Annotated in this window: 12 protein-coding genes; 7 read left to right on the plus strand and 5 right to left on the minus strand. The window is 55.6% G+C overall.

Going from position 1 to position 12,177, the window contains the following annotated elements; all coding sequences use genetic code 11:
- Window positions 1–36: 36 nt before the first annotated feature.
- On the minus strand, window positions 37–939 hold the full coding sequence (rimK, locus tag L350_RS13475; RefSeq protein WP_032621711.1) for a 30S ribosomal protein S6--L-glutamate ligase: 903 nt from the start codon (window positions 937–939) through the stop codon (window positions 37–39).
- A 64-nt stretch (window positions 940–1,003) separates the two neighbouring features.
- Window positions 1,004–1,726 (minus strand): nitroreductase NfsA, encoded by a 723-nt coding sequence (gene nfsA, locus L350_RS13470; protein WP_023299683.1) that lies wholly within the window; start codon window positions 1,724–1,726, stop codon window positions 1,004–1,006.
- Window positions 1,727–1,911: 185 nt separating this feature from the next.
- On the opposite strand from nfsA, the gene L350_RS13465 reads away from it, so the two are divergent.
- The gene (locus L350_RS13465) at window positions 1,912–2,181 is read left to right on the plus strand and encodes a GrxA family glutaredoxin (RefSeq protein WP_014169305.1); all 270 of its coding nucleotides are present in this window, start codon (window positions 1,912–1,914) and stop codon (window positions 2,179–2,181) included.
- A 30-nt stretch (window positions 2,182–2,211) separates the two neighbouring features.
- Here the strand turns inward: L350_RS13465 and L350_RS13460 are convergent, their stop codons facing one another.
- A complete protein-coding gene (locus L350_RS13460; RefSeq protein ID WP_023299682.1) occupies window positions 2,212–2,586 on the minus strand; it encodes an inner membrane protein YbjM in 375 nt (124 codons plus the stop codon).
- Window positions 2,587–2,860: 274 nt separating this feature from the next.
- On the opposite strand from L350_RS13460, the gene L350_RS13455 reads away from it, so the two are divergent.
- The 4 genes from L350_RS13455 (at window position 2,861) to arsC (ending at window position 7,585) form a co-directional block, all read left to right on the plus strand.
- On the plus strand, window positions 2,861–4,546 hold the full coding sequence (locus L350_RS13455; RefSeq protein WP_001024855.1) for an aspartate:alanine antiporter: 1,686 nt from the start codon (window positions 2,861–2,863) through the stop codon (window positions 4,544–4,546).
- 950 nt (window positions 4,547–5,496) lie between these two features.
- Window positions 5,497–5,817 carry a metalloregulator ArsR/SmtB family transcription factor gene (locus L350_RS13445; protein ID WP_032624576.1) on the plus strand — a complete coding sequence of 107 codons (321 nt, stop codon included), beginning with the start codon at window positions 5,497–5,499 and terminating at the stop codon, window positions 5,815–5,817.
- A gap of 40 nt (window positions 5,818–5,857) precedes the next feature.
- Window positions 5,858–7,147, plus strand: a complete 1,290-nt coding sequence (locus tag L350_RS13440) for an arsenic transporter (protein WP_032624577.1) — start codon at window positions 5,858–5,860, stop codon at window positions 7,145–7,147.
- 12 nt (window positions 7,148–7,159) lie between these two features.
- On the plus strand, window positions 7,160–7,585 hold the full coding sequence (gene arsC / locus L350_RS13435; RefSeq protein ID WP_032624578.1) for a glutaredoxin-dependent arsenate reductase: 426 nt from the start codon (window positions 7,160–7,162) through the stop codon (window positions 7,583–7,585).
- A 27-nt stretch (window positions 7,586–7,612) separates the two neighbouring features.
- On the opposite strand, the gene L350_RS13430 is transcribed toward arsC, so the two are convergent.
- Window positions 7,613–8,164 carry a TetR/AcrR family transcriptional regulator gene (locus L350_RS13430; protein ID WP_032624580.1) on the minus strand — a complete coding sequence of 184 codons (552 nt, stop codon included), beginning with the start codon at window positions 8,162–8,164 and terminating at the stop codon, window positions 7,613–7,615.
- Window positions 8,165–8,246: 82 nt separating this feature from the next.
- Between L350_RS13430 and L350_RS13425 the strand changes: the two genes are divergently transcribed.
- Window positions 8,247–9,461 carry an MFS transporter gene (locus tag L350_RS13425; RefSeq protein ID WP_023299676.1) on the plus strand — a complete coding sequence of 405 codons (1,215 nt, stop codon included), beginning with the start codon at window positions 8,247–8,249 and terminating at the stop codon, window positions 9,459–9,461.
- Entirely contained in the window at window positions 9,451–10,263 is an 813-nt protein-coding gene (locus tag L350_RS13420; RefSeq protein WP_022647558.1) for a Cof-type HAD-IIB family hydrolase, read from the plus strand. The genes L350_RS13425 and L350_RS13420 overlap by 11 nt, the downstream gene beginning before the upstream one ends.
- 524 nt (window positions 10,264–10,787) lie before the next feature.
- Here L350_RS13420 and L350_RS13415 read toward each other — a convergent pair.
- A complete protein-coding gene (locus L350_RS13415; RefSeq protein WP_022647557.1) occupies window positions 10,788–12,020 on the minus strand; it encodes an MFS transporter in 1,233 nt (410 codons plus the stop codon).
- Window positions 12,021–12,177: the final 157 nt, after the last annotated feature.

The following is a 12,177-nucleotide window of genomic DNA, read 5'->3' on the forward strand; positions in this document are numbered from 1 at the left end:
TTGTCCAGCTTACGCAAAAAGTGCGCGCCGATCCATTTAACCGCCCGTTTTCAGGCAAAATCCCGGCGTCGCATGGCGTTCAATCCATGCGATCATTTTACCTGCAATATCGACGCCTGTGGTTTTTTCCACCCCTTCCAGCCCCGGCGAGGCGTTAACTTCCATCACCAGCGGCCCGCGGTCGGCACGCAGCAGATCGACCCCCGCCACGTCCAGGCCCAGCGTCTGCGCCGCTTTCACCGCAATCTCGCGCTCGCGCTCGCTGATAAGGGCCACCCGCGCGATACCGCCGCGGTGCAGGTTAGAGCGGAAGTCGCCCTCTTTCGCCTGCCGCTCTATGGCGGCCACCACTTCATCGCCCACCACAAAGCAGCGGATGTCGCACCCTTTGGCCTCTTTAATATACTCCTGCACCAGAATATGGGCATTCAGACCGCGAAAGGCGTCAATCACGCTTTCCGCCGCCTGACGCGTCTCCGCCAGTACCACCCCAATACCCTGCGTGCCTTCCACCAGCTTAATGACCAGCGGCGCACCGCCCACCATGTCGATTAAATCGCTGGTGTCGTCCGGGGAGTGAGCAATCCCGGTGACGGGCAAATCGATCCCCTGGCGCGCCAGCAGTTGCAGCGAGCGCAGCTTATCGCGGGCGCGTGAGATCGCCACGGACTCATTGAGCGGATAGCTTCCCAGCATTTCAAACTGGCGCAGCGCGGCCGTGCCGTAATAGGTGATCTGGGAGCCAATGCGGGGAATTACCGCATCAAAATGCGGGAGTTTGCGGCCTTTGTAATGAATCGACGACGCCGCAGGGTCGATGTTCATATAGCAGGACATCGGATCGAGGATCTCAACCTGATGTCCGCGTTTCGCCGCCGCTTCTCGCAGGCGTTTACATGAATAGAGCGTTCCATCCCGGGACAATATGGCAATTTTCACCCTGCACCTCTCTAAAGACATGGGAAAAGCCTGCCTATCATACACGAGGCGCAGGAGGAAGGGACTATCGCGTTGCCCAGCCCTGTTTGTGCAGGTAATCAAGAATGAACGGGCGGTTTTCTTTAATGATGGTGCGACGAATATGGTCGCTCCAGGTATCGCGGCGGTTGTTGCTGTCGCGCGTCAGATAGTAGTTCGCCAGCTCTTCATCGTATTGATGCAGAACGTCCTGATCGACCGGCTGGTAGTGGTTTTCATGCACCAGCATCGCAGCAGGAATACGCGGCTTCAGATCCGGGTTATCCGCCGGCCAGCCGAGGCACAGACCAAACAGCGGCAACACGTGTTTCGGCAGCTTCAGCAGTTGCGTCACGCTTTCGATGTTATTACGCAGCCCGCCGATATAGACGCCGCCAAGCCCCAGCGATTCCGCCGCCGTGAACGCGTTTTGCGCCATCAATGCCGTATCCACCACGCCCAGCAGCAGCTGTTCCGCCAGCCCCAGCTCCGCCTCAGGACAGATTTGCAGGTGACGGTTAAAATCGGCGCAGAACACCCAGAACTCAGCCGCCTGGGCAACGTGCTTTTGTCCGCCCGTCAGCGTTACCAGCTGTTCACGCATCGCCGGATCGGTGATGCGGATAATGGAGCTGCACTGCAAAAAGCTGGAGCTGGAGGTGCCTCTTGCGCTGTCGATGATCGCGTCCCGCTGCGCCTGGGTGATCGGCTCATCGGTGAAATGGCGAATGGAACGGTGGGAACGAAGCAGGTCAATGGTTGGCGTCATTTTGTCTCTCTTTGTATTGCGTAAAACGTATGGCAGCCAGTATAGGCAATGATCCACCTGATGTAATTGGCGAAACATAGCCTGACTGTATCAAAGTGACAGGTGAAACCTTCTTTCCATGACGGCAGGTTATCGTGCACTATAGGGATTATTCGCCGTCAGGCTTGTTTTTTGAGGAGAGAGAAATGTTTGCAGTAATTTTTGGTCGTCCAGGATGCCCTTACTGTGTGCGCGCGAAAGAGCTGGCTGAGAAACTGACTGAAGAACGTGATGATTTCAACTTCCGTTACGTGGATATCCACGCGGAAGGCATCAGCAAAGCCGATCTGGAAAAAACCGTGGGTAAACCGGTTGAAACCGTGCCGCAAATCTTCCTCGATCAGAAACACATCGGCGGCTGCACCGATTTCGAAGCGTACGCCAAAGAGCACCTGGGCCTGTTTGCCGCTCAGTAATGCTAAGACGCCCTCACCCTGAGGGCGTTTTTATTTATGATGCTTCCGCTGTTGCAGCAGGCTGCGCATAAATAAGAAACAGAGCGCCCCCAGCGCACACCAGAAAACGCCACTTAGTAGCCACGCCACTTCCTGCCAGACGCTTCTCGACGAGAGAAACAGCACGCGCATCAGAAGCAGGCAGAGGGGCGCCGCAAGGATGGCCCCCAGCAGCGGCATTACCACCTCGCCTTTGCGCGAGAGAAAACTGGCCACTACCCCCGGCAGGATGAAGAACAACAGGCCCAGCTCGGGATGACCGGACGCTCTGAAGGCGCCCTTCACATTAAAAGCAAGCGACATGCAAACGACCGTAAACAGCAAAAAGCAGCTGATTACGCCAACCCAGTTTCGTTTAAAGTTCAAACTATCCTCCTGACTTATCTCTATCAAATACAAAACTCGTCCGGTGGACGCCCAGTCAGATAAAGCATTGCGGCAATCCTTGCCAAAACACGCACACAAGTCGTGCGATAATAGGTGGCTGTCGGTAGCTATTACGATTAAACTAACCGCCTGCTAGTGTTTAGGGTATTTATCAGGAAGCAGGGAGGTGCAAAGTGATTCCCTGACTCTGAAAACAGTAGCCCAAATAGTCCTTTCATTCAACAACTTACTGGTAAACAAGAAGTTAGCCTCCGTGAATATAAACGTCGCAGACTTGTTAAATGGGAATTACATCCTGTTATTATTTGTGGTACTGGCACTGGGCCTTTGTCTGGGTAAATTGCGCCTGGGTTCAGTTCAACTTGGTAATTCCATTGGCGTTTTAGTCGTCTCCCTGTTATTAGGTCAGCAACATTTCAGTATTAACACGGACGCGCTTAACTTAGGTTTCATGCTGTTTATTTTCTGCGTTGGCGTGGAAGCCGGTCCGAACTTTTTTTCCATTTTCTTCCGAGACGGCAAAAATTATCTGATGCTGGCGCTGGTGATGGTCGGCAGCGCCCTGCTGATTGCGTTAGGGCTGGGCAAACTGTTTGGCTGGGACATCGGCTTAACGGCCGGTATGCTGGCAGGCTCGATGACCTCCACGCCGGTGCTTGTTGGCGCGGGGGATACGCTTCGTCATTCTGGCATGGCAGGCACGCAGCTTTCCGCCGCGCTGGATAACCTGAGCCTGGGCTATGCCCTGACCTATCTGATTGGTCTGGTGAGCCTGATTGTTGGCGCGCGCTATCTGCCAAAACTTCAGCATCAGGATCTCCAGACCAGCGCCCAAACCATTGCCCGAGAGCGTGGTCTGGATACGGACTCCAAACGTAAAGTATACCTGCCGGTGATCCGCGCATACCGCGTCGGTCCGGAACTGGTTGCCTGGACCGACGGGAAAAACCTGCGCGAGCTGGGGATTTACCGTCAGACCGGCTGCTACATCGAACGTATCCGTCGTAACGGCATTCTGGCAAACCCGGACGGTGACGCAGTACTCCAGATGGGCGATGACATCGCTCTGGTTGGCTACCCGGACGCCCACGCGCGTCTCGATCCGAGTTTCCGCAACGGGAAAGAGGTGTTTGACCGCGACCTGCTGGACATGCGTATCGTCACCGAAGAGATTGTGGTGAAGAACCACAACGCCGTGGGCCGCCGTCTGGCGCAGCTGAAGCTGACCGACCACGGCTGTTTCCTCAACCGCGTGATCCGCAGCCAGATTGAAATGCCTATCGACGATAACGTGGTGCTTAATAAAGGCGATGTGTTGCAGGTCAGCGGCGATGCCCGACGTGTTAAAACCGTTGCCGACCGTATCGGCTTTATCTCGATTCACAGTCAGGTGACGGACCTGTTAGCCTTCTGCGCCTTCTTCATTGTTGGCCTGATGATCGGGATGATCACCTTCCAGTTCAGTAACTTTAGCTTCGGCATCGGTAACGCTGCCGGTCTGCTGTTCGCCGGGATCATGCTGGGCTTCCTGCGAGCGAACCATCCCACCTTCGGCTACATCCCTCAGGGAGCGCTGAACATGGTGAAAGAGTTCGGTCTGATGGTCTTTATGGCGGGTGTCGGCTTAAGCGCCGGGAGCGGCATTGGCAATGGCCTGGGTGCGGTCGGCTGGCAAATGTTGGTTTCCGGACTTATCGTCAGCCTGGTACCGGTAGTCATCTGCTTCCTGTTCGGCGCCTACGTGCTCCGCATGAACCGCGCCCTGCTCTTCGGCGCGATGATGGGCGCGCGCACCTGCGCACCGGCGATGGAGATCATCAGCGACACCGCGCGCAGCAATATCCCGGCGCTGGGCTATGCAGGCACGTACGCAATCGCCAACGTGCTGCTGACGCTGGCGGGTACGCTGATCATCATTATCTGGCCAGGACTCGGATAAATCTCAAGTTTGCGTGTGGCGCAAAAAATTTTCGTTACGCGCAGAACTTTTTACGCAGGGTGCAGTCATAATTAGTGCCACTGCTTTTCTTTGATGTCCCCAATTTGTGGAGCCCATCAACCCCGCCATTTTTGGTTCAAGGTTGATGGGTTTTTTGTTGCCTGAAATTAATACCCTTCCCTATCAATTACTTATAACACTACCTTATTTTCCATGGCGGTATAGCTGATCTTCTTACGCGGTTAAATTTTGCCTGGTCAATATCTTAAAAGAACAACGATTGAGCGTAGATATGATCGGGTTTGAACTTCGATACAGGCAGCTGGCATAAGTTGGAACGAATTAATCCACCTGATGACAGGAAAAGGAATGAAGGATTCATCCGGGGATAGCGGCAGAAGTCTACATAAAGCTCGCTCACCACTCCAATTTCGGAATCGCTCTTCTGAAACCGGAATTTATTTAGGTCCCATGTATGCGTTCACATATCGCGTGCAATAGTATTGAGGTTATTGACGGTGGATATCACTACCCTTGCCTGTAAATGGGGCTCAAGACTACTTAAGGCCGTCTGGTTTGTGTTAATTAGCTTTCTGGCAGGACGTATGCTGGGTCCTCCAACAGCTTATATTAACCACGACGTTGCAACTGCTATTTGCGGATTTATCTATGGTGATATTAATGCGGAGACAATGTACGAAACATATACAAATATTGATATTTTGATTCTGTTAACATCTGCAACGATCGTCTGTCTCATAACATTGAAGATATTCAACAAAACCAGGAATCATTAATCTTCTAATCCCGCCCTGTCTGTGGCTCAAAGACGACGGCTCAACGTAATGGTACTTCACTGAGGACATTTATTTGTCCTTATTGCCCTTCCCTCACTCGCCACAAACATATATGATTTAATGTATATGACAAAAACCACGCAGGATCGCCAGATGCTTCACCCCGTTCAGCTCTTCAAAACCCTCTCCGACGAAACGCGCCTCTCCATCCTCATGCTTCTGCGTGAAGCGGGCGAGCTGTGCGTCTGCGATCTCTGCTCCGCTACCAACGAGCCGCAGCCGAAAGTCTCCCGCCACATGGCCTTACTGCGCGAGGCCGGGCTGGCCATCGACCGTCGCGAGGGTAAGTGGATCTACTACCGTCTCTCTCCCAATATGCCCGCGTGGGCGGCAACCGTTATCGACACCAGCTGGAACTGCCTGCGAGAAGAGACACGTATGAAGCTGAAAAACCGCCTCCCGGGCTCGTGCTGACCACAACACATTCACAAAAACAGATATAACGGAGTAAAAGATGTTTCTGGCAGGGGCTATTTTTCTGTTTACGCTGGTACTGGTTATCTGGCAGCCCAAAGGGCTCAGTATCGGCTGGAGTGCCACCATTGGCGCCGCGCTGGCGCTGGCGAGCGGTGTGATCCACGTTAACGACATTCCGGTGGTCTGGAACATCGTCTGGAATGCGACGGCCACGTTTATCGCGGTAATCGTTATCAGTTTGCTGCTGGATGAGTCCGGTTTTTTCGAGTGGGCGGCGCTGCACGTTGCTCGCTGGGGAAACGGTCGCGGGCGGTTGCTGTTTACCTGGATCGTGCTGCTGGGTGCGGCCGTGGCGGCGCTGTTCGCCAATGACGGTGCGGCATTGATCCTGACACCTATCGTTATCGCCATGCTGCTGGCGCTGGGGTTCAGCAAGCAGGCCACGCTGGCGTTCGTGATGGCGGCGGGATTTATCGCCGATACCGCCAGCCTGCCGCTGATTGTCTCCAACCTGGTCAACATCGTCTCAGCGGACTTCTTTAAGCTGGGCTTTAGCGAATACGCCTCGGTGATGATCCCGGTTGATATCGCCGCAATTGCCGCGACGCTGGTGATGCTGCATCTGTTCTTCCGCAAGGATATACCGCCGGAATATGACCTGGCAAAACTCCGCGAGCCCGCACGGGCCATTCATGACCTGCCGACGTTCAGAACGGGCTGGATCGTGCTGCTGCTACTGCTCGTCGGTTTCTTTGTGCTTGAACCTCTGGGTATCCCGGTCAGCGCTATCGCAACAACTGGCGCGCTGATTTTATTTGCCGTTGCGAAACGCGGGCACGCCATCAACACCGGGAAAGTGCTGCGCGGCGCACCCTGGCAGATCGTTATCTTTTCGCTGGGGATGTATCTGGTGGTGTATGGCCTGCGTAATGCCGGGCTGACGGAGTCTCTTTCAGGCGTTCTTGATCGCTTAGCCGGACATGGACTCTGGGCCACTACGCTGGGAACCGGATTTATCACCGCCTTTCTGTCATCCATAATGAACAATATGCCAACGGTATTGATCGGCGCGCTCTCCATTGAGGGTAGTGCGGCAACAGGCTTGATTAAGGAGGCGATGATTTACGCTAACGTGATTGGCTGCGATCTGGGGCCGAAAATCACCCCCATCGGTAGCCTGGCTACCCTGCTATGGCTTCATGTGCTGGCACAGAAAAACATGACCATTACCTGGGGCTACTATTTCAGGACGGGCATCATAATGACGCTGCCGGTTCTGTTTGTGACGCTCGCCGCGCTGGCGCTACGTCTCTCCTTCACACTGTAATGAGTAACAGATATGAGCAACATCACTATCTACCACAACCCGGCCTGCGGCACGTCGCGCAATACGCTGGAGATGATCCGCAACAACGGTACGGAACCCGAAATTATTCTCTATCTTGAGAACCCACCGTCGCGTGATGAATTGACCAGGCTGATTGCAGACATGGGGATTTCCGTATGCGATCTGCTGCGCAAAAACGTCGAGCCTTATGAGCAACTGGGCCTTGCCGGGGGAAATTTCACCGATGACCAGCTTATCGATTTCATGCTGCTGTACCCCATTCTGATTAACCGTCCGATTGTGGTGACGCCGCTGGGTACACGTCTGTGCCGCCCTTCTGAAGTCGTTCTCGACATCCTTCCGGACGCGCAAAAAGGGGCATTTACGAAGGAAGATGGCGAAGTCGTCGTTGACGCCAGCGGGAAAAAAATCTCCTGACATCAGGCGTGGCCGGGGCGAGCGCTATCAGACGGTATCCTCGCCTGCAATCCGTCCCACTATCGCCCGGATCTCCTCCCGGGTTAACGGCGACCGGTCGGTTACAAAATGCAGCGTCATCCCCTCGATAAACGCATCCAGCGCACGGGCGGTGGCCGGATCAAACCACTGCTCAAGCGTAGTCTGGCTCATCTTCATCCAGTCCTGCATCACCGTTTTCAGCGCGGCGCTGCGGTGCATAAAAGCGTACAGCTGATACATCAGCGCCATATTGTGTGGCGTGGTCACAGCGGAACTGTGGATCAGCGTGGTAATGGCCTCGCACGCCCTCTCCCGCCCGGTCACCCCCGCGAAGAAATCCCGGTACTGCTGAGACATCTGCTGCGTAAACCACGTGAACGCCTCCTCCAGAAGCGACTCCATCCCGTCGAAATAGTAGGTCATCGACCCCAGCGGTACGCCTGCGCAGGTGGCAATTTTGCGGTGCGTGACGGCATGAATACCGTGCTCAGCAATGGTGTCCAGCGTCGCCTGGAGTATCTTCTCGCGGCGGTTAGGGTCGTTTGGTGGTCTGCTCATAAAATCCTCATCCGGTTTATGTACAAATGTACACAAAGTTGCTAGTGTTGTCGCTATTGTTGTACTTCTGGTGCTGATCCCAATGACGCTAACTTCTCCTCGCAAAGCCCTGCATCTGCGCATGTGGGCGCTGTTTATGTTCTTCTTCATCCCCGGGCTGCTGATGGCTTCCTGGGCAACGCGCACCCCGGCAATCCGCGATACGCTATCCGTCTCGACGGCGGAGATGGGGATCGTGCTGTTTGGCCTGTCGATTGGCTCGATGAGCGGCATCCTCTGCTCGGCCTGGCTGGTGAAGCGCTTTGGCACGCGCGCGGTGATCCGTACCACCATGTGCTGCGCCGTGGTGGGAATGTTCGCTTTGAGCGTGGCGCTGTGGTTCGCCTCGCCGCTGATGTTTGCCCTTGGGCTGATGGTATTTGGCGGCAGCTTTGGTGCGGCTGAAGTGGCCATTAACGTCGAGGGGGCCGCCGTCGAACAGGCGATGAACAAAACGGTGCTGCCCATGATGCATGGCTTTTACAGTCTCGGCACGCTGGCGGGCGCGGGCGTGGGGATGGCGCTGACGGCGCTGGGCATTGCGGCCAATGTGCACATTTTGCTGGCGGCGCTGGTCTGTATTATCCCGATCCTCACCGGCATCAGGGCTATTCCCGCAGGCACAGGACAACACGCCTCGGACGAACAGAAGTCTGCGGCAAAAGGGTTGCCCTTCTATCGTGATTTCCAGCTAATGCTGATTGGCGTGGTGGTGCTGGCGATGGCATTTGCTGAAGGCTCCGCCAACGACTGGCTACCGTTGCTGATGGTGGACGGGCACGGATTTAGCCCCACCTCCGGCTCGCTGATCTACGCTGGATTTACGCTCGGCATGACCGTCGGACGCTTTACCGGCGGCTGGTTTATCGACCGCTACAGCCGCGTGGCGGTCGTCCGTGCCAGCGCCCTGCTGGGTGGGCTGGGCATCGCGATGATCATCTTTGTGGATGTGGACTGGATTGCCGGTGTGTCGGTGATCCTGTGGGGGCTGGGCGCCTCCCTTGGCTTCCCGCTGACCATTTCCGCTGCCAGCGATACCGGTCCCGATGCGCCGACGCGCGTGAGCGTTGTGGCGACCACGGGCTACCTTGCCTTCCTGGTGGGGCCACCGTTGCTTGGATTCCTCGGTGAGCACTACGGGTTGCGCAGCGCCATGCTGGTGGTGTTAGGGTTAGTGATTATTGCCGCCCTGGTGGCGCGTGCGGTGGCAAAACCGGAAGCAGAACAAACGACAATGGAGAAGGGATATGAGCGTTAAACTGATTGCAGTCGACATGGATGGCTCCTTCCTGAGCGATGCGAAAACCTATAATCGCGCGCGTTTTCTGGCGCAGTACGCGCGCATGAAAGCGCAAGGCATCCGTTTTGTGGTCGCCAGCGGAAACCAGTACTACCAGTTGATCTCATTTTTCCCCGAGATCGCCCATGAAATCGCCTTCGTCGCCGAAAACGGCGGCTGGGTGGTGGATGCGGGCGAAGACGTGTTTAACGGCGAACTGTCGAAAGAGCATTTTCTGACCGTCGCCACCCTGTTAAACGACGTGCCCGGCATTGAGATAATTGCCTGCGGAAAAAACAGCGCCTACACGCTGAAAACGTATAACGACCTCTTCAAAGAGATTGCGGCGAAATACTATCACCGCCTTGAAAGCGTCAGCAGCTTTGACAACCTCAACGATATTTTCTTCAAGTTCGGGCTTAACGTCTCTGACGACGAAATACCGCGCATTCAGGCGCTGCTGCATGAGAAGCTTGGCGACATCATGGTGCCGGTGACCACGGGTCACGGCAGTATCGACCTGATAATCCCTGGCGTGCACAAAGCTAACGGCCTGCGGATCCTGCAAGCGCGCTGGGGCATTGAGGACAGTGAAGTGGTGGCCTTTGGCGACAGCGGTAACGACGTGGAGATGCTGCGCCAGGCTGGGTTTGGCTTCGCGATGGCCAACGCCAGACCGCATATTAAAGCGGTAGCCCGCTATGAAGCGCCAAATAATAATGACGAAGGGGTGCTGGACGTGATTGATATGGTGCTGGAGGGGAAGGCGCCGTTTAATTGATTCCGTGCGCTCTGGTGCCTTCACCCTAACCCTCTCCCACAGGGCTGAGGGTTCCCCACAAAATAATGCCTGCACAGATGGCCCCCTCTCCCTTGAGGGAGAGGGCTGGGGTGAGGGGGAACATACGGCTCTGGTGGTCATTCCGTTCACTTTATGTTCCTTGCTACTCTGTCACGACATGACCGGTGAACGTGCCAGGGTGGCTCAGTCGCCACCACCCTGGCGACCCGGGCTTCCGGCGGAAAATCGCCGCTTCGCGGTGCCTTCGGCTTATTCCTTCCGGCTTATCGGGGACGGGCGGAGGTAACATCCCTGTAAAGCCCGCCCTCTCGGCGCATCCCTGCGCCTCGCCCCGGCCTACAGGAAACGCCTCAGCGATTTACAGCCGGACCGAGGCATCGCTGAAAGCCCTCAGTTATTCTGAGGCAACGTTATCGCTTTTGCTTTCAAATTACTGGGGATCCCTCAGCCCACAGGGAGAGGGAACTGTCCCGAGCTCGCCCAGCAGGGAGAGGGAATAAGGATTACGGTTGCAGTGCGCTTCCGACGCGTTTGTCCTTCAGGAACACCACCATCAGCCCTACCCACAGCACACCGTTTGCGAGGTTGAACAGGCTGAACAGCCCGTTACCGCCGAAAGCATAGGCATGTTTGCTCACCTCAATACCGACAGTGAAAATCAGCATTTGCAGCATCCCCATCGCGGCAGACACCGTGCCTTTACTCATTTCACTGGCGAACAGCGTCAGGCGCACCAGGCCAGCATTCGCCACGCCGATACCAAACGCGTAAACACTCAGCCCCGCCGTCATCCACAGGTACGCATGAGACGAGGCTACGGTCGCCACCGCCGCGATAATCAGCCCTGCCGCTATGGGCCAGCCGCCCAAAATAATCAGCGAACGCACGGTACGGCGTGACGTCAGACGCGCCAGCACCAGGTTACCGATAATCAGCGCGCCAAAAATCGGCACCTGTAACAGGCCATACTCATAGCTGCTAAGCTGTTCGCCGCTGATGATAATGACCGGCGACTGGGCAATCCACGCCAGCAGCGGCAGGCTGACAAAGCCCGTCGCCAATGCGCCCGCGACAAAACGGCCATTTTTCAGCACCGCCTTATAATCCCGCCCCAGCTCTTTAAGCGAGAGCTTTTCGCCCAGGCGGGTGGCGGTTTCCGGCATCGCACGGTGCAGGCCAAAGAAAGAGATAGCCGCAAGCGCGGCAAAGAGGACGAACATCCCCTCCCACGGCGCGACGTGAACCCATGCGGCTCCCACCAGCGGCCCAAGAAGCGGTGCAATCAGCGCCACGTTTGCCATCAGCGCGGTAATTTTGATACACACCGCCTCCTCAAACGACTCCTGAATAGCGGCATAGCCCACGGCGCCAATAAAGCACAGGCTCACGCCCTGAAGGAAACGCAGCAGCGTGAACTGCTCAATACTCTGCGCCAGCAGCGTGGCGAGACAGGTGACGATAAACCACACTACGCCCGTCAGCATCACCGGACGGCGGCCAATACGATCCGACAGCGGCCCTAACAGCCACTGTAAAAACATGCCGCCCGCCAGATAGGCGGTCATGGATGTCGGCACCCACTCAATACCTGCGTTGTACTGCTCAACCACAGCCAGCATGCCGGGCTGGATCATGTCGTTGCCGATGTAGGTAGAGAATTCGTAAAGCACCAGACACAGAGGAAAAAGTAACGCCTGACGACCCAGACGATTACCGGAAGAAGAACGGTTTATCATGCAATCTCTTTAGTATGAAAAAATCGCGATGAGTGTAATGAATTGCCGCTGTCTGAGATAGCAAATTAACGTGAAAAAACAGAAATAACGCACTTATCGTTGTTGTTTAAGGTTTCCTTAAGTTGCCCTCCCTATGATAGTGCTATTTCACGTTATT

The organism is Enterobacter sp. MGH 4 (assembly GCF_000534735.1).
Taxonomy (GTDB): Bacteria; Pseudomonadota; Gammaproteobacteria; order Enterobacterales; family Enterobacteriaceae; genus Enterobacter; species Enterobacter intestinihominis.